The sequence below is a fragment of the Flavobacterium suaedae genome, from assembly GCF_014642915.1.
GTDB lineage: Bacteria > Bacteroidota > Bacteroidia > Flavobacteriales > Flavobacteriaceae > Flavobacterium > Flavobacterium suaedae.
The window spans coordinates 184,737-204,506 of sequence record NZ_BMJE01000005.1; the positions used below are offsets into that span (position 1 = coordinate 184,737).

Here is a 19,770-nt window from a genome sequence, read left to right on the forward strand (position 1 = left end):
TTGTAAAAGCTGCCGTTCCGCAAATTTAAAAACAAATAGCAGTATCAAAAAATTTAAAAAAATACTTGTCCGCACATTAATAGGTATTATCCTGTTTTTGTTACTCTTGGGTATTGCTCTTTCACTGCCTTTTGTACAAACTAAACTGGCACATTATGCTACAGATAAGCTTAATGAGAATTTAGGTACAAACATCCAGGTAGAGAAAGTTGCTATATCGTTATTTGGGAGTGTGAAACTAAAAAAGGTACTTATTTTAGACCACCATAATGATACTTTAATTTCAGCTGACAGAATACAAACAAATATATTAAGTTTTAAACAGCTTACTAATAATAAATTTCAATTTGGTACTATAAAGGCTGATGCGCTTACTTTCCATATGAAAACATATAAAGGGGAAGATAACTCAAGTCTAGATGTTTTTGTAAAATCATTAGACAATGGTAAAAAAGGCGATGGTTCTTTTCGTTTAAATGCTGATGAGTTATATGTAACTAACGGAAGGTACAGACTTACTAATGAAAATGGTACGACACCTAAAATACTCGACTTTCAAAAACTTAACGGGGAGCTAAGTAATTTTTCTATAAAAGGACCAAGTGTATCGGCAGGAATAGAAAATTTGTCATTATTAGACCATAGAGGACTTTTTGTAGAAAACCTGACGGGAGATTATACCTATAACCCTGACAGTATGTTTTTAACAGACTTCGATTTAAAAACAGCAAATTCAACCTTAAAAGGAGATGTGAAACTTACGTATACCCGAGAGGATATGAAAGATTTCATTAATAAGGTTAAGTTTGACTTTAAAGTTGAAAAGGGTGCAGTATCTTCTAACGACCTGAATTATTTTTATAATGAATTTGGTGAAAACCAAAAATTCTACCTTTCTACTACGCTAACAGGACCTCTTAATAATTTTGTATTACACGATTTAAAGTTGCTGGATGATGAGCACAGTAAAATTATAGGTACTGTAAACTTTAAAAATTTATTCGATAAAGAAGGACCTGGGTTTTATATGGATGGGAATTTCTCGGATGTTACCTCTAAGTATAATAACCTGCGCGAAATAATGCCGAGAATATTGGGCAAGAGCTTACCAAAAGTTCTAGATAAATTGGGTTGGGTAAACTTAACAGGGCACGTAAAGTTAACTAAGAAAGATTTAGAAACTGATTTACAAATAATGTCAGAGCTTGGGGAAGCAGAGGCAAACCTTACTATAGATGATTTTAATAAACCGGATATAGCTAAGTATTCCGGTACGGTAAATTTGTATGGCTTTAATATAGGAGTACTGGCAGAAAATAATATTATTGGTAATACTACTGCTAACCTGGTTGTTAATGGTACAGGGTTTAATAATCAGTCGCTTAATACTACTTTAAAAGGTAATATTAGTAAACTAAGGTTTAACGGATATACTTATAGCAGTATTACAGTAGACGGCAGAATGAAATGGCCTTATTATAAAGGTGTAATAAACAGTAACGATCCTAACTTGTTAATGTCGTTTGACGGGTTGGTAGATATAAGGAAAAAAGCGAATGAGTATGATTTCCATGCGCAGATAGATTATGCAGACTTAGCTGCTTTAAAACTTATAAAGCAAGATACTATATCTATTTTTAAAGGAGATTTATTACTTAATGCTACAGGTAATACTATAAACAACCTTGCAGGTACGCTGCAAATATCCCGATTATCCTATCAAAATAGCAGAAGCAGCTATTACTTTGAGGATTTTTATGTAAACTCAACTTTTGACGACGATGATATACGAACTATAACCTTTAATTCTACCGATATAATAGAAGGAAGAGTAAGAGGTAAGTTTGATGTTAACCAGTTGCCAAAAGTAGTAGAAAATGCAATGGGTAGTTTGTACACTAACTATTCACCTTATAAGGTTAAAAAAGGACAGTTTTTAGATTTCAATTTTACTATTTACAATAAGATAATTGGTATTTTCCTGCCTGATGTTACATTGGCTAAAAATACCAAATTGAGAGGTAGAATAAATGCAGATAAAGGTGATTTTGTACTGGACTTTAACTCCCCTAAAATTACACTTAAAGACAATTACTTTAACAATCTTTCGGTTGATATAAACAATAAAAACCCACTTTATAACACCTATATTAGTATGGATAGCCTCCGTACTAAAACCTATAAAGTTTCAGATTTTAACTTGGTAAATGTAACCGAAAGCGACACACTATACCTGCGTTCAGAGTTTAAAGGTGGAGAAGAAGCAAAAGACTATTTTAATATCAACCTGTACCATACGATTAATAAAGATAATAAATCAGTAGTAGGGCTTAAACGGTCGGAAATTAACTTTAAAGATTACCTGTGGTATTTAAATGAAGAAAATGAAGCCGATAATAAAGTAATTTTCAATAAAAAACTTACTGATTTTAAAATTGATAAAATCACCTTGTCCCACAACAAAGAGAAAGTAGAGTTAATGGGAGTAATGAGGGATTCTACATACAAAGATGTAACCCTGAGGTTTAATGAAGTGGCTTTGGAAAAAGTAACTCCCTCTTTAGGTAATTTAGAATTTGGGGGTAAAATTAACGGAGATATTACAGTAAAGCAGCAGCGTAGTGAGTATAAACCGCAGTCTATGCTTACGATAACAGACCTCCGTATGAATGATAATATATTAGGAGATTTAGATTTACAAATATATGGTGACGAAAAGTTAAGAAAGTTTAATGTAAGTTCTACAATATTTAAAGATGAAGAAGAAAAACTATATACTTACGGAAGTATAGATATAGTTAATCAGCAAACAGAGCTCTCTCTTGATGCAATATTTACCGATTTTGATATTAGCTTTTTAGAGATTTTCTTAAGTACTATATTCCCTGATATAAGAGGTAATGCCACAGGGCGGGCAGCTATAGTTGGTAATATAAAAGAACCCGAGATAGATGCACGCTTTTACCTTAATGATGCAGGGCTAAAAGTAGGCTACTTAAATACTGATTATGCCTTTGAGCCAAACTCAGTAATAGATTTAACCGAAAAAGAGATATTCTTTAGGAGACCAAAAATGACAGATACCAAGTATAATACTTTTGGTTATCTGGAAGGTAAGGTTACACATAATATGTTTAAAGATTGGGGGCTTGACCTTAAAATAGAAACTGACAGGCTGGTAGCTTTAGATACAGAAGACTCTGATGATGCAATGTTTTACGGTACTGCTTTTATGGATGGTACAGCTACAGTAACAGGACCTACCACAGCATTATACATAGGGGTTAAAGCAAAATCGGCAAAAGGAACCGATATAAAAATACCTATTAATAATACAGGTAGCGGAGGCTCTAACCCTTACATAGACTTTTTAAGTCCCGAGGAAAAAGAGAAGAAAGGTATAGAACAGGTAGTAGCTAATACCAGGCTGTATAAGGGTATGGAAATGGCTTTTAATTTTGAAGTAACGCCTGATGCTAAACTTGAAATTATTATAGATAAAAATACAGGGCACGGATTATCGGCAAGAGGAAACGGTAATATGCTATTGGAAATTAATACCCTTGGTAAGTTTAATATGTGGGGAGATTTCCAGGTAAGTGAAGGAATTTACAATTTTAAATATGCAGGTTTATTTGATAAACAACTTGTAGCGAAGCCCGGAGGCTATATAAGTTGGGAAGGCGACCCTACGCGCGCAAGGTTAAACCTTGAAGCGGTATATAAAACGCAGGCAAACCCTTCGGTATTGTTAGAAAACGCCTCATTTAGTCGTAATATACCCGTTGAGGTAGTAATACAATTGACAGGTAACTTAATGCAGCCCGACCATGAGTTCCAGATAAACTTTCCTAATGTAAGCTCAGTTGTAAAATCGGATTTAGAGTATAGGCTTAATGATCCTGATATGCGCCAAAAGCAAGCGTTATCCTTATTATACCAAAGATCGTTCTTAAGCCCTACAAATGCTAACTCAATGGCATACGCACCACTGTTGGAAACGGCAAGTAGTTTGTTTAACGACCTGTTTAGTGATGATGACAGTAAAGTACAGGTGGGTGTAAATTATGTTCAGGGAGAGCGTAACCCTTATGTAGAAACCAACTCCCAATTAGGAGTAACCCTTTCCTCTCAAATTAATGACAGAATTACGGTAAACGGTCAGGTAGGGGTTCCTGTAGGAGGCGTAAACGAATCGAGTATTGTAGGGAATATAGAAGCGCAATTCAGGCTTAATGATGATAATAGTTTAAAAGCAAGAGTCTTTAACAGAGAGAACGATATTAACTTTCTAGGTGAGGGCATAGGTTATACACAGGGTATAGGTCTTACTTATGAAGTTGATTTTAATACCTTAAACGAACTTTGGAGAAAAATTTTCAGGAAAACAGAATTAAAAACAGATAGTGATAGCGGTAACCATATACCGGATTCAGAATTATCTCCTGAATTTATACAATTCTCAGAAAACAGGAATAAGAAAAAAACTAAGAAGGAAGACAAGGATGAAAAGCCACCGGAAAGGATACCGGAAATTGATTAATCCGTAATTATTCTCAAGATATTTTTATCAATTACAAAAAAAGAGGTCATTATAATGCGATAATGACCTTTTTTAATATTATAAAACTTAAAAATCGGAAAAAACTTATTAACGAAAACGTTTGAAATGTTAGGGGATTATTAATAGATTGGATTTTATAATGAATTTATTATATTAAATTATTAGTTTTACAATTAAATATTAAAAAATGTCTATAAATATCAAGAAGATAGGAGTGTTAACATCAGGAGGAGATTCTCCGGGAATGAATGCAGCTATAAGGGCTGTAGTTCGTGCTTCTGCTTATTATAATATTGAGTGTGCCGGTATATACCGTGGTTATCAGGGTATGATTGAAGGTGACTTTAAAGAAATGAACCCACGTAGTGTAAATAACATTATTAATAAAGGCGGAACTATTCTTAAATCAGCAAGGTCTAAAGACTTTATGACTAAAGAAGGTCGTGAACAAGCACATAAAAACCTTGTTGATAATAATATTGACGCCCTTGTAGTAATAGGCGGTAACGGTAGTTTTACAGGAGGGTTAGTATTTAATGAAGAATATGGTTTTCCTGTAATTGGTATACCGGGTACTATTGATAATGATATTTTTGGTACCAGCTTTACACTGGGGTACGATACAGCGTTAAATACCGTAGTAGAAGTTATAGATAAAATACGCGATACAGCCAGTTCTCATAACAGGCTGTTTTTTGTTGAGGTTATGGGGCGTGATGCCGGGCACATAGCTTTAAATGCAGGTATAGGCGCAGGTGCAGAGGAAATACTGATACCTGAAGAAGACATGGGACTTGACAGGTTGTTGGAATCCCTTAGAAAAAGTAAAGCATCAGGAAAACTATCAAGTCTGGTAGTAGTAGCTGAAGGAGATAAAATAGGTAAAAATGTTTTTGAACTTAAGGACTATGTAGAAGAAAACATGCCTGAATATGATGTACGAGTATCAATACTTGGGCATATGCAAAGGGGTGGAAGCCCAACTTGTTTTGACAGGGTTTTAGCAAGCCGACTAGGGGTTAAAGCTGTTGAAACATTATTAGAAGGAAAATCAAACTATATGGTGGGGTTACTAAAGGACGAAATAGTACTTACTCCGCTGGAGCAGGCTGTAAAAGGTAAATCTCAAATAGAAAAAGAATTAATAAAAGTATCTGATATAGTTTCTATATAATCAGAGAAAACAACAATAAACTATAAACTAAAATCACGAAAATGGCAAAAGTAAGATTAGGAATAAACGGCTTTGGCAGAATAGGTCGTATTGTTTTCCGCGAATCGATAAACAGAGATAATGTAGAGGTAGTTGCAATTAATGATCTTCTTGATGTAGAGCATTTAGCATACCTTTTAAAATATGATTCAGTTCACGGACCGTTTAAAGGAGAAGTTGAAGTAAAAGACGGAAACCTTTATGTGAATGGTAATCAAATAAGAGTAACTGCAGAAAAAGATCCTTCAACACTTAAATGGGATGAGGTAAATGTTGATGTAGTTGCTGAATGTACCGGTATATTTACAACACTTGATAAAGCAGATGCTCACCTTAAAGGAGGTGCTAAAAAAGTAGTTATTTCAGCACCTTCAGCTGATGCCCCAATGTTTGTAATGGGAGTAAACCACGATAAAGCAACTGCTGATGATAAAATAGTTTCAAACGCTTCATGTACTACTAACTGTCTGGCACCTTTAGCAAAAGTTATTAATGATAACTTTGGTATTGAAGAAGCACTTATGACTACTATACACGCTACTACAGCTACTCAGCTTACGGTAGACGGACCATCTAAAAAAGATTTCCGTGGTGGTAGAGCGGCATTACTAAACATTATACCTGCAAGTACAGGTGCTGCAAAAGCAGTAGGTAAAGTAATACCGGAACTTAACGGTAAGCTTACAGGTATGGCTATGCGTGTTCCTACAGCCGATGTTTCGGTAGTAGACCTTACTGTAAAAGTGCAGAAAGAAACATCTTATGAAGAAATAATGAGTGTTCTTAAAAATGCTTCGGAAACTTCAATGAAAGGTATTCTTGGCTTTACTGAAGACGACGTAGTTTCTCAGGATTTTGTTTCTGATTCAAGAACAAGTATTGTAGACTCTAAAGCAGGTATCGGGTTAAACTCTACTTTCTTTAAATTAGTATCCTGGTACGATAATGAGTACGGATATTCAAGCAAATTAATAGACCTTTCGGTTCACGTTGCTTCTCTATAAAAAATTAATTGTATCCCGCTTTTATTACGGTAAAGGCGGGATTTTATTTTTTTATACTTACCCAAATTAACCTAATCTAAACCCAATAATTACCCAAGGTTTAAATACCAAACATAACTTAACATATAACTAACTCTTATTTATTATGAAATTATTAGTAGACAGCGGGGCTACAAAGGCAGACTGGATTGCGCTTGATGAAAATGGCGACCGTCTATTTACCACGCAAACTTTGGGACTTAGTCCGGAAGTTATAGGCAAAAAAGAAGCCTTGGAACGTCTTAAAGCTCGCTTTGATATTTATAATAACAGAAATGAAGTTTCCAGCTTGTATTTTTACGGAGCAGGTTGCGGAACTGACAGAATGAAGAACTTTATGAAAGAAGAAGTTTTTCAGGAGTTTTTCCCAAATGCTGAGATATCTGTAAAAGAAGATACTTATGCTGCTGCCTATGCTACTAATCCTACTAGTGAAAAATCTATAGTATGCATACTGGGTACAGGTTCTAACTGTAGCTATTTTGATGGTGAAGAATTACACCAAAAAGTACAATCATTAGGCTATATTGCCATGGATGACTGTAGTGGTAACCGTTTTGGGAGAGATTTAATAAGAGGCTACTATTTCAATAAAATGCCTAAAGAACTGGCGGAAAAGTTTGAAAAAGAGTATGACCTTGACCCGGATGTGATAAAGCATAACCTATATAAGGAGCCTAATCCAAACGCTTATTTAGCAACCTTTGCTAAGTTTCTTATTCAGAATAAAGATAACAGCTTTATAAAAGAAATTATAACAGATGCTATGCAGGTATTTGTAGATAACTATATACTGCAATATGATAATGCATATGATGTTCCTGTACACTTTGTTGGTTCTATAGCGTTTTACCTTAAAGCAGAACTTACGGAAGTTTTAACTAAGAACAATTTAAAAATAGGTAACGTATTAAGAAGACCTATTGACGGGTTAATTGAATATCATAAGCTGAACTAAGTTATGGAAATAGCCATAATAGCACATGACGGTATGAAAGCCGAAATGGTGCAGTTTTTAAATAAAAATAAAGATATTCTTATTCAGGAGAATATAAAACTAATTGCTACCGGTACAACAGGTAGTAAAGCTGAAAAGGCAGGTTTTAAAGTAAACAAAATGCTTTCGGGACCAATAGGGGGCGATGCACAAATAGCAGCTCGCGTTGCAGAAGGTAAAACCAAAATGGTATTATTCTTTAAAGACCCAATGGCAAGCCATCCGCATGATGCAGATATTAATATGCTGATAAGAGTGTGTGATGTGCACAATGTGCCACTGGCTACTAATCCTGCTACTGCTGAACTTTTATTGCAGGCTATTTCACAGCAATCATAGATATTTCAACATTTACATTTTTAGGCAAGCATGCCACCTGAACCGTTTCTCTTGCAGGAGCGGTTTTTTCATTAAAATAAGTAGCGTAAACGCTGTTTATTTTAGCAAAATTGTTCATGTCACTAATAAAAATAGAAACCTTTACTACTTGTTCAAAGTTCATGTTGGCAGCTTCAAGTACAGCCTTCATGTTCTCCATTACTTGTTTGGTTTCTGTTTCAATATCACTGGTAATTAGTTCACCTGTTTCAGGGTGTAAAGCTATCTGTCCTGATGTATATAATGTATCGCCGCTAAGTACAGCCTGATTGTATGGTCCTATAGGGGCGGGTGCTTTATCTGTAAATATTATTTTTTTCATTTTATAGTCCGTTTTTAGTTACCAATTACTCTGTCCGGTACTTGACGTTTATCGTATTTAATATCGCTAAGTACAGATGATTTTATACCGATAAAGAAACTCCAGTATTTGTTGTAACCTGTGGGAACCCATTGGAAATCCATTCGCCAGCTTAAAAGGTCTCTTTCAAAACGGAGTTGTGTAAATGTTACCCCTTTTTGCACAAAGTCATAACCTGTAGAAAAACCAACTTTCCAACGTGGGGTAAGGTCTATATTACCCGAAACCATTATAGAGTTACCTGTTATTTTTTTTTGTCGTTTATTGTTATTGTAGGTTAAGGAATAGGCAAGCCTTAAATCCCAAGGGAGTTTAGCATTAAAAAAGGTGTCGCCTTCACTTTCAGTTTCGTCAATATCATCATCTTCATCAAACATACTGGTACGCCTGTCACTTAAATCGGTAGCAACACCAAATAAGTCATCTTCACGACCACCGTTTCTGGCTGTTTGGTTATCCTCATTTTTATTTTTCCCGCTCTTACCATCGTTACTGGAAAGGGAGTAGTTTAAATTAATGTTAGCACTTGTCATTCTAAACAAGCTACCGCCATTGTTAATATTATAAGTATCTATTCTTTCACCTGCGTTATTAAGTGCATAAGGGTCTAACGTTGTACCGAAGTTAATGTTCATTTTTTGGTTAAACAGGTTTGTTCCTGCTGTTACCCGTAGGGGCGACCATGCTAATGAATCGGCAGCCATATTATAGCTGGTATCAAAGTTAAGGTTATTAAGCAGCATTAACTTTTTAGGCTCTTCATCAGGTTCCTTATCGTTCCTTATTTTAGCCTCAAAGTTGTTATTAACTTTAAGTCCTATGTTATTAGAATAGTTTTTACCGGGAGCACCAAAAAGCCCACCTTCAAAACGTGTATAATCCTCATAAGTAGTTCCTGTAGCATCTATTTGATAGGTATCATAATATCTTTCAAAGCTAGGAGTGTAGGTATAGGAAACCGATGGACGTATTGTATGGCGTATTGCCTGTATTTTTTTGTCTTCACCAAAATTAAACGTACCATATATTGTAGTACCTACACTAGATGAAAAGTTATAAGTACGGAAGGTTTCAAAGCCTTTAACGTCTTTGGTTTCAACTTCGTTAGTATTAGAGTTGTAATAACGCTGTATAGTGTTCATAACCCATGTTTCCTGATAGTTTGTACTGGCAGAAACACTAAAATGCTTAAATACTTTAAAGTTAGTGCTAATAGGTATAGTGTGTTGCATACCGCTTTTAGCATCTCTAAACATCTCAGGTTTAAAAAATAAAGAGTCAGTAGTTCTTATTCGGTTTTCACCACGCAGGTTATATTGCAGGTTTACATTTTTTATTATTCCTTTTTTTGGTTCATCTTCAGATGCAAAAGGGAAAATACGGTCCACACTTGCCTGTAAAGTAGGCAATGTCATATTTATAACTTCCGTATTAGTGTTTTGACTATGCGTAGCACTAAGCGAGAAATTAACCTGCGGTACGGTTTGGAACGTTTTGGAGTAGGATACTGATGATTGTAAGGTATTGTTTAATCCTGCACCTACGTTATTTAGGTTTTGTGATTGCCTGTAATACTGGCTGGAACCTAAGTTTACACTGGCAGAAAATCGGGAGTTAGGGTTTGCTTTTGCATCCTGATTGTGCGACCACTGTATATTATACTGTTTCGACCTTGCATAGTCAGGAAAACCCCGTTCACTTTGTATATTGTTTTCAAAACGTATGTTTACATTACCATTAAACTTATATCGCTTTGCATAGCTGGACTGGAACCGTAAACCGTAACTACCATTGGTATAGTAATCCCCTAAAACAGTTAAATCGTAATAATCGCTTAATGCAAAATAATATCCTCCGTTTTGAAGGAAATATCCCTGTCTGTTATTATCTCCAAATGTTGGTACTATAAAACCTGATTCAGCTGAATCTGTCATTGGGAAAAAGGCAAAAGGTAGTGCAAGGGGAGTGGGTACATCGGCAATTACCATATAAGTAGTACCTACAACAACTTTTTTACTGGGAACCAGTTTAATTTTTTTTGTGTAGAAATAATATTCAGGGTCTTCAATATTTTTTGATGTTGTAAAACGTGCGCCTTTTATAAAGTATACAGAGTCGTTCTCCTTTTTAGTTACTTCACCGTTAACCCAAAACTCTCCTTGGTTAGTTCGGGAGTTCCATATACGGGCTTTTTTAGTTTCAGTATTAAAATGAATAGAGTCAGCTTCAACAACATTTTCTCCTTGTTTAAAGTAAGGCAGTTGGCTGTAAGTGCCTGTAGAGTCCTTTATACGTCCGGCAAATATTTCATTAGTATCATAATTCATTACAATTATGCCGGCTTTAAGCTCTATGTCTTTATATTGCAGTACAGCTTTATTATATAAAGTTAACTGTTTTGTTTCCTGATTTAACTCTTCGTAATCCTCAGCTACACGTGTTATAATAGCATCAAGCGAAGACTTACTTTTTTTAACAGTATCAGTTTCAGTGACAATTTTTTGTTCTGTAGTATCGTTCTTTTTAACAAGAGCAGGTTTTAATTCCTGATTCTTATCGTTTTCAGTTTCAGCGGGTACGGAAATTGATTTATCAGGTATTTCCTGAGCTGATATTTCTGAAATCCCGATTGTTAGGAAAATTGCTGATAAAACGATATGAAATAACTTTGTGTGCAACGCTATTAATACTATTTTTGTAAAAATGTGGCTTATTTTTTGAAGTGTCAAACTTACGACATTTTTAGTAAAATAAACCACTAATCCCAATTTAACAATAAGGGATTGAAATGAGATATATTATGACAAAAAGAAGCCTTAATTGTAAACTTATATTATTTGTCTTTATTATATGCTGTGGTAGTGTTTTTGCACAAGGCAACTCTAAATTTAAAGTAGTTCTTGATGCAGGGCATGGGGGTAAAGACCCGGGAGCATCATCTCACGGCTATGTAGAAAAGCAGATAGCGTTAAGCGTAGTACTTAAAGTGGGTAAGCTACTGGAACAGCAAAAAGATGTTGACCTGGTATATACCCGTAAAACAGATGTTTTTATAGAGCTTGATGAAAGAGCTAATATTGCGAACAATGCTAATGCTAATATTTTTGTTTCCATTCACTGTAACGCAGTAGACAATCAATCAGCTTACGGTACTGAAACCTTTGTAATGGGTATTACTAAAAATGCATCGAATCTTGAAGTTGCTAAAAAGGAAAATGCCGTAGTTACAATGGAGGAGAACTATAAAATAAAATATAAGGGGTATGATCCTAATAAGCCGGAGTCTTTAATAGGGCTTCAAATTCAGCAAGAGGAATACCTTGACCAAAGTATAGAGCTTGCCAGTAAAATTCAAAAAGGATTTACGCAGGATTTAAAGAGAAAAAACAGAGGTGTTAAACAGGCAGGTTTCCTTGTTTTGAGAGGTGTATATATGCCAAGAATACTTGTAGAATTAGGATTTTTATCGCATAAGCCTGAAGGGAAATACCTAAACTCTGATGAAGGACAGGATAAACTGGCAAAAGCTATTGCTGATGCAATATTGGAATATAAAAAGGAATATTATATACCTATAATACAAAGTACAGTAAATACAGCCCCTGCAAAAGACAATAAGCCGGAGCCAGATGCAAAACCTATCATAGAGGAGGTAGATGAAGATGGTGTTATATATAAGGTGCAAATTGCAGCAAGCCGTAATGATTTAGAGTTGGTTGCATCTAACTTTAAAGGACTGGATAATGTATCTAAGCTAAAGTCAGGTACACTTATAAAATACTACTATGGTAGTACAAATAGTTACGAAACAGTTCAAAACCTGCAAAAAGAAGCAAGGGAAAAAGGCTTTAAAGAAGCATTTGCTGTAGCATTTAAAAAAGGAGAAAAAATATCAGTAACAGAAGCACTTAGTTTGCAAAAAAAGCAGTAGGAGGGAGAAAGAGTTAAAAATATAAATAGCAATATTCTAAACCTTTAGAATATTCTTCACACTTTGTTAAAACTTATTGCACTACATTTGTTAAGAAAATAAATTGAAATTATAAAAGTGAGTAAAGAAATTAAAACAGCCATACTGGTAATAGCAGCTATACTGGTATTTATTTGGGGATACAGTTATTTAAAAGGTAAAGATCTTTTTAATTCCTATAAAACCTTTTATGTAGTATATGAGGAAGTAGAAGGACTATCACCATCGGCTCCTGTTACGCTTAATGGCTTAAACATAGGGCATGTAAAATCAATAAGTTTTATTGATGATGTAAAAGGCGACCTGCTGGTAGAAATGCAAATAGAAAATACTGATTTTCCAATCTCTAAAACAAGTAATGCAGTATTATACGAGCCGGGCTTAGGAATAGTTAGCGGTAAAAAAATTGCTATTATTCCTGATATGGAGAATACAACACTGGCAGAAGATGGTGATTACCTTAAAAGCGGTATAGAGCCCGGAATGCTTTCAGTAGTAGGAAAAAAGCTATCTCCTTTACAGGAAAAAGTAGAAGCCACAGTTACAACTGCCGATAGCCTTTTAAACAATTTAAACAATGTGTTTGATAAACAAACACAGGCCAACCTTCGTTCTTCTATCGCTGAGTTAAGCAATACTATGAAACAATTTAGTTATACTACAAAATCTATTAACGGGGTTATTGCTGATAACCGGGTTAAAATAGATAGTACTATGACAAACCTTACGGCTACAACAAGTAACTTAGCTAAAATAACAGATTCTATTAACGCAGCTAACTTAGCACAAACAGTAAGAAAACTGGAAAGCACTTTAGCTAATGTAGATAATATAATAAATGATGTACAGGCAGGTAAAGGTACAATGGGCAAATTGCTTAAAGATGAAAGCATGTATAACAACCTTAACGATGCATCAAACGAATTAAAAGAACTGCTTGCGGATATAAAAAATAACCCTAAGCGTTATATACATTTTTCAGTATTCGGGAGAAAAGGAACTCCTTATGTAGAAAAAGAAGAAAAAGAATAGTAACTTTGAAAGAATACTAAGTATTATATTCCAGCCACTTTTTTATTATATGAGTTATATTGATAATATTTTATTCGTTTTAATTCTCGCAGCAGGCTTCGGCTTTTTTGCGTTTAATGTAAAAAAACTAATACGCAATATTAAATTAGGGCGCGATATAGACCGTTCTGATAACCCGAAGGAGCGCTGGAATAATATGGCGCTTATTGCGCTGGGTCAGTCTAAAATGGTAAGGCGACCTGTAGCCGGTATACTGCACATTATAGTATATGTAGGTTTTGTAATAATTAACATTGAACTTCTTGAAATTATTATAGATGGTATATTCGGTACACACAGAGTATTTTCGTTTTTAGGAGGAGCTTATAGTTTTTTAATAGGCTTTTTTGAGATTTTAGCACTGGGTGTTATAGTATCAGTAGTAATTTTCTGGATAAGAAGAAATATTATAAAACTATGGCGTTTTGCACATGGCGACCTTAAAGGCTGGCCACATAATGATGCTAACTATATTTTATACTTTGAAACAGTATTAATGCTGCTTTTCCTTACAATGAATGCAGCAGATTTCCATTTACAAACAGTAGGAGCAGACCATTACACTCAGGCAGGAGCATTTCCTGTATCAGGCTTTATAGCACCGCTTTTTGACGGTATGGCAGAAGGTACTGTAATAATGATTGAGAGAGCTACATGGTGGTTACACATTATAGGTATTTTAATATTTATGAACTACCTGTACTACTCAAAACACTTACACATACTGTTAGCCTTCCCTAATACGTATTATGCAAACCTTAAGCCTAAAGGGCAATTTGAAAACCTTGCTTCTGTAACTAAAGAGGTAGAGTTAATGATGGATCCTAATGCTGACCCATTTGCTGCACCACCTGAAAATGAAGCAGGCGAAGAAGAAGTTCCTTCAAAATTCGGAGCAAGTGATGTGCAAGACCTTAACTGGGTACAGCTAATGAATGCATATACTTGTACGGAATGCGGGCGTTGTACTTCCGCATGCCCTGCTAATTTAACAGGTAAAAAACTGTCACCACGTAAAATTATGATGGATACACGTGACAGAATGGAAGAGGTAGGAAAGAATATTGATAAAAACAAAGGTACATTTGTAGATGATGGTAAATCACTACTTAATGATTATATAACCCAGGAAGAACTTTGGGCATGTACTACATGTAATGGATGTGTGGAGGCTTGTCCGGTAAACATAGACCCGCTTTCTATTATTATGGATTTAAGAAAATTCCTTGTAATGGAACAGAGTGCCGCACCTATGGAGTTAAACAACATGATGACGAATGTTGAAAACAACGGTGCACCATGGCAGTATAACCAAATGGACAGGTTAAACTGGAAAGACGAATAGGTTAAATATATACATGGCAAATCAGGAAGACATAAACAAAAAGCTACAGCAGGTTACCGAAAACGGGGAACACATTAGCCCTATACTTCCGTCAGGTATTAAAAACTACCTGATTGATATTGACGGTACTATATGTGATGACATTCCTAACGAAGAGCCTGAGCGTATGGCTACTGCCGAAGTTTATCCTGATGCTTTAGATACACTTAACCGTTGGTATGATGAGGGGCATATTATTTGCTTTTTTACATCGCGTACTGAGGAACACAGAAAAGTAACTGAAGACTGGTTAAAAAAACATGGTTTCAAATACCATGGAATGATAATGGGGAAACCACGTGGAGGAAACTATCACTGGATTGATAACCACTTAGTAAAGGCAACCCGCTACAGAGGAAAATTTACAGATTTAATAGAAAAAGAAGTTACCATTCAGGTTTTTGATGATGGTAAACATGATATATAAAAGAACAATATGAGTCAGGAAGAATTGAAAGTACCCACAATGGCCGAAATGATGGCACAAGGACAACAACCGGAAGTTTTATTTTGGGTTGGTTGTTCGGGCAGTTTTGATGACAGGGCGAAAAAAATAACCAAAGCATTTGTAAAAATATTAAACCGTGCAAACGTTTCTTTTGCTGTTTTAGGCACAGAAGAAGGTTGTACGGGAGACCCTGCTAAAAGAGCAGGAAACGAGTTTCTTTTCCAGATGCAGGCCATGATGAACATTCAGGTTTTAGATGGTTATGAGGTAAAGAAAATAGTTACTGCATGCCCGCATTGCTTTAATACTATTAAAAACGAATATCCGGGGTTAGGTGGAAAATATGAAGTAGTACACCATACCCAGTTTTTAAAATCATTACTGGAAGATGGCAGGCTAACCATTGAAGGCGGTCAGTTTAAAGGAAAGAAAATTACTTTCCACGACCCTTGTTACTTAGGTCGCGCAAATAATGTTTATGAAGCACCGCGTGAACTTATAGAGAAACTGGATGCTGCATTGGTAGAAATGAAACGCTCTAAAAGAAATGGTTTATGTTGTGGTGCTGGTGGCGCGCAAATGTTTAAAGAACCTGAAAAAGGAGATAAGGACGTTAACGTAGAAAGAACAGAAGAAGCACTGGAAACACAGCCTGAAATTATAGCAGCAGGTTGCCCTTTCTGTAACACTATGCTTACCGATGGTGTTAAAGCCAAAAACAGAGAAGCAGATGTTCAGGTGCTGGATGTTGCCGAGCTTATTGCTAATGCACAAGATTTATAATTAAGAAACTATGTACGTTCCATTTGAAAATTTACCCGAAGAAGCAAGGGTATGGATATATCAGTCTGACAGAAAGTTCTCTGAAGAAGAATTAGCAGAATTAGATGCAGCATTACAAACATTTATTGAAGGGTGGGCTGCCCATGGTACAGGTTTAGAAGCCTCTTACCAAATAAAATACAATCGTTTTATAATACTGGCAGTAAATCAGGAGTCACAATCAGCTACGGGCTGTTCTATAGATGCTTCCGTACATTTTATACAGGAGTTAGAGAAAAAATATAATGTTTCTCTGCTGGATAAAATGAACGTTACTTTTAAAACAGGTGAGCATATAGCACACAAGCCTTTAAAGGACTTCAAGAGAATGGCTAAAGAAAAAGCTGTTTCGGCAAATACTATAGTGTTTAATAATCTCGTTAATACTATAGGAGAGTTGCAGGACTTTTGGGAAGTTCCCGCAAGTGAAAGTTGGCACAGCCGCTTTTTTTAAAGATATAACATCTTCAATAATAAAAAATTAATCCGCGAATCATCATTACACGTAATTGATAATGATGATTTGTCATATATAAACACCTGTATTATTAATGCGGTTACTTATAGTATATATATTTTTATTTACTCAGTTTGTTTGCGCACAAGAAGTAAAAGTTTTCAACGGTTACAAAACACCTGCCGAACAACAATGGGTAAACAGTTTGTATAACAAACTTACTTTTGAAGAAAGAGTAGGGCAGTTATTTATGGTTGCAGCCTATTCCAATAAAGATTCGAAGCATGTACAAAGTATAGATACACTTATAACTAAGCATAAAATAGGTGGGCTTATTTTTTTTCAGGGTGGACCTGTAAGACAGGCAAAACTTACTAATCGCTATCAGGCAGAGTCTGACGTTCCTCTATTCATCGGTATAGATGCCGAGTGGGGTTTAAGTATGAGATTAGACTCCACCTACCGCTTTCCCTGGAATATGACACTTGGTGCAGTGCAAGATTTAGACCTTATTGAGACACTTGGTGAGCAGATGGGGTTACAATCTAACCGAATGGGTATTCATTTTAATTTCGCACCTGTTTTGGATATTAATACAAATCCTGATAACCCGATTATAGGTAATCGTTCATTTGGAGAAAGTAAAGAAAATGTTGCCAGCCACGCTTTAGCATTAATGAAAGGACTGCAAAGCCAAGGAGTGTATGCAACAGGTAAACACTTCCCGGGACATGGCGATACGGCTACTGATTCTCATCATTCGTTACCATACTTACCATTTAACAGGGAAAGGCTCGAAAACATGGAGTTTTATCCTTATAAACAGCTTTTTGATGAAGGGCTTGCCAGTATAATGGTAGCACACCTTAATGTACCGAGTGTTGACCCTACGCCCAATTATCCTACCTCATTATCGTATAATGTAGTAACCAATATACTACAGGATGAATTAGGGTTTAGAGGTCTTATTTTTACAGATGCCCTTAATATGAAAGGCGCCAGTAGCTATATGCAACCGGGTGATATTGATGTAGAAGCCTTTTTAGCAGGTAACGATGTGTTATTGTTTAGTGAAAATGTACCTACTGCTATTGAAAAGTTTAAGGAAGCCTACGATAATGGGGTGCTGTCAGAGGAGCGTTTAGAGTATTCGGTTAAAAAGATATTAGCATATAAATTCAGGGCAGGATTAAATAACTATAAGCCGATTGAAATTGATAATTTATACAATGATTTAAACGGCTTTGAGAATGATGATATCAACTATAAGCTGTATGAAGAAGCGGTAACAGTACTGAAAAGCGACTATAATACTTTACCGATACAAGACCTTGCTACAGAAAATATAGCGTATGTAAAAATGGGTAATGATGATGGTTCTCATTTTTTAGAAATGCTACAAAAGTATGCAGCCGTTACCGAAGTATCAGGCGATAATTTATCTGAGATATTAGATAATCTTTCAGGATATAGCACGGTAATTATAGGTTTCCATAAAGCTGATGGCGCATGGAAAAACCATAATTTTACTGATGAAGAATTACTGTGGCTGGATACTATTGCAGCACAAAAAAAAGTAATACTTACGGCTTTTACAAAACCTTATTCTTTAATACCAATTAAAAACTTCAAGTCTATTGAAGGACTTGTTTTGGCATATCAAAATAATGAAATAGCGCAAACAGTTGCTGCCGAAGTTATTTTTGGGGCATTAGGCTCAAAAGGAAAAGTACCTGTTTCTATAGGTGGCAGTTTTGCAGTGGGCGAAGGTATAGAAACGCAGTCACTAAACAGGCTTGGTTTTACAACGCCTCAAAATGTAGGTATGAATCCTGCTATGCTTACCCACATAGATTTACTGGCACGTAAAGCTATTGTTGAAAAAATGACTCCCGGTTTACAGGTATTACTAGCGCGCAGAGGTAAGGTTTTCTACCAAAAATCATTTGGTTACCATACCTATGATAATGATATGCCTGTAAAGAACAGCGATATTTATGATGTAGCTTCTTTAACCAAAATACTTTCTACATTACCTAATGTAATGCAGTTATATGACGAAAATAAACTTGAGTTGGATGCAAGACTTGGTAAAATGCTGAAAGAGTTTGCTAATACTGATAAAAAGAACATTACACTAAAAGATATGTTATTGCATCAGGCAGGATTTAAGCCCTGGTTACCTTTCTATGTAAATACATTGGATAGTACCAAACACCCTGATTCCATTTATTACAAGAAAGTATATAGCCCTGAATTTCCATATCAAGTATCGGAAAACCTGTATATGCGTAAAGACTATCCTGATAGTATAGTTAAGATAATTGCTGAGACAGACTTATTACCCAAAAAGAAATATAAATACAGCGATTTTACTTTTATACTTTTAAAAGAGTACTTAGAAAGACAATCGGGTAAAACACTGGATGTGTTGAGTGATGAGGCTTTCTATAAACCATTGGGTGCAAGTTATACAACATATAATCCATTACGTAAGTTTGATATGTGTATTATACCACCAACGGAGATAGACAATTATTTCCGCTACCAAACTATACAAGGTTATGTACACGATATGGGCGCCGCTATGCAGGGCGGAGTAGGAGGTCATGCCGGCATCTTCTCTAACAGTATGGATGTTGCGAAAATTATGCAGATGTACCTAAATAAAGGTACGTATGGCGGGCAACGCTTTTTCTCAGAAGAAACGTTTGATACTTTTAATACCAGCTATGCCCGTAAAAAAGATAACAGGAGAGGTTTAGGTTTTGACAAGCCGCAAATAACACCACCGGGACCAACATGCGACTGTGTATCTGAAGCCAGTTTTGGGCATACAGGATTTACAGGTACTATGGCGTGGGCAGACCCTGAAACAGAAATTGTATATGTATTCTTGTCTAACAGGACGTATCCTGAAGCAGGAGAAAACAGGCTTTCTAAAAATAACATAAGAGAGGATATACAAAAGGTGATACAAGATTCTATAATAGATGAAGAGCTGCCTGATGATATGGCTAACACAGAAGAAAAGTCAACTACAACAAATCAAAAGAAATAAG

14 protein-coding genes are annotated in these 19,770 nt (G+C 35.5%); 12 read left to right on the top strand and 2 right to left on the bottom strand.

Annotated elements, in window-relative coordinates:
- Positions 1-106: 106 nt before the first annotated feature.
- The 5 genes from IEW45_RS11005 (at position 107) to IEW45_RS11025 (ending at position 8,156) form a co-directional block, all read left to right on the top strand.
- A complete protein-coding gene (locus tag IEW45_RS11005; protein ID WP_188621301.1) occupies positions 107-4,543 on the top strand; it encodes a translocation/assembly module TamB domain-containing protein in 4,437 nt (1,478 codons plus the stop codon).
- Positions 4,544-4,751: 208 nt separating this feature from the next.
- The gene (gene pfkA / locus IEW45_RS11010) at positions 4,752-5,738 is read left to right on the top strand and encodes a 6-phosphofructokinase (RefSeq protein WP_188621302.1); all 987 of its coding nucleotides are present in this window, start codon (positions 4,752-4,754) and stop codon (positions 5,736-5,738) included.
- Between the two features lie 41 nt (positions 5,739-5,779).
- Entirely contained in the window at positions 5,780-6,781 is a 1,002-nt protein-coding gene (gap, locus tag IEW45_RS11015; protein ID WP_188621303.1) for a type I glyceraldehyde-3-phosphate dehydrogenase, read from the top strand.
- 145 nt (positions 6,782-6,926) lie between these two features.
- Positions 6,927-7,778 carry an N-acetylglucosamine kinase gene (locus IEW45_RS11020; protein WP_188621304.1) on the top strand — a complete coding sequence of 284 codons (852 nt, stop codon included), beginning with the start codon at positions 6,927-6,929 and terminating at the stop codon, positions 7,776-7,778.
- A gap of 3 nt (positions 7,779-7,781) precedes the next feature.
- The gene (locus tag IEW45_RS11025; protein ID WP_188621305.1) at positions 7,782-8,156 is read left to right on the top strand and encodes a methylglyoxal synthase; all 375 of its coding nucleotides are present in this window, start codon (positions 7,782-7,784) and stop codon (positions 8,154-8,156) included.
- On the opposite strand, the gene IEW45_RS11030 is transcribed toward IEW45_RS11025, so the two are convergent.
- Both IEW45_RS11030 and IEW45_RS11035 read right to left on the bottom strand, forming a co-directional pair.
- Positions 8,137-8,517 carry a RidA family protein gene (locus IEW45_RS11030; RefSeq protein ID WP_188621306.1) on the bottom strand — a complete coding sequence of 127 codons (381 nt, stop codon included), beginning with the start codon at positions 8,515-8,517 and terminating at the stop codon, positions 8,137-8,139. The genes IEW45_RS11025 and IEW45_RS11030 overlap by 20 nt on opposite strands.
- Positions 8,518-8,531: 14 nt before the next feature.
- The gene (locus IEW45_RS11035) at positions 8,532-11,234 is read right to left on the bottom strand and encodes a putative LPS assembly protein LptD (protein WP_373283192.1); all 2,703 of its coding nucleotides are present in this window, start codon (positions 11,232-11,234) and stop codon (positions 8,532-8,534) included.
- Positions 11,235-11,356: 122 nt separating this feature from the next.
- Between IEW45_RS11035 and IEW45_RS11040 the strand changes: the two genes are divergently transcribed.
- From IEW45_RS11040 to IEW45_RS11070, 7 genes are all read left to right on the top strand, one after another.
- Positions 11,357-12,487, top strand: a complete 1,131-nt coding sequence (locus IEW45_RS11040) for an N-acetylmuramoyl-L-alanine amidase family protein (RefSeq protein ID WP_188621308.1) — start codon at positions 11,357-11,359, stop codon at positions 12,485-12,487.
- Positions 12,488-12,604: 117 nt separating this feature from the next.
- Positions 12,605-13,558 (top strand): MlaD family protein, encoded by a 954-nt coding sequence (locus IEW45_RS11045; protein ID WP_308421051.1) that lies wholly within the window; start codon positions 12,605-12,607, stop codon positions 13,556-13,558.
- A gap of 49 nt (positions 13,559-13,607) precedes the next feature.
- Positions 13,608-14,942 (top strand): 4Fe-4S dicluster domain-containing protein, encoded by a 1,335-nt coding sequence (locus tag IEW45_RS11050; protein WP_188621309.1) that lies wholly within the window; start codon positions 13,608-13,610, stop codon positions 14,940-14,942.
- A 13-nt stretch (positions 14,943-14,955) separates the two neighbouring features.
- The gene (locus IEW45_RS11055) at positions 14,956-15,408 is read left to right on the top strand and encodes an LNS2 domain-containing protein (RefSeq protein WP_188621310.1); all 453 of its coding nucleotides are present in this window, start codon (positions 14,956-14,958) and stop codon (positions 15,406-15,408) included.
- Between the two features lie 9 nt (positions 15,409-15,417).
- Entirely contained in the window at positions 15,418-16,212 is a 795-nt protein-coding gene (locus IEW45_RS11060) for a (Fe-S)-binding protein (protein WP_188621311.1), read from the top strand.
- A 10-nt stretch (positions 16,213-16,222) separates the two neighbouring features.
- Positions 16,223-16,705: an ABC transporter ATPase gene (locus tag IEW45_RS11065; protein ID WP_188621312.1), complete on the top strand. Its 483-nt coding sequence runs from the start codon at positions 16,223-16,225 to the stop codon at positions 16,703-16,705.
- A 97-nt stretch (positions 16,706-16,802) separates the two neighbouring features.
- Positions 16,803-19,769 carry a serine hydrolase domain-containing protein gene (locus tag IEW45_RS11070; protein ID WP_188621313.1) on the top strand — a complete coding sequence of 989 codons (2,967 nt, stop codon included), beginning with the start codon at positions 16,803-16,805 and terminating at the stop codon, positions 19,767-19,769.
- Position 19,770: the final 1 nt, after the last annotated feature.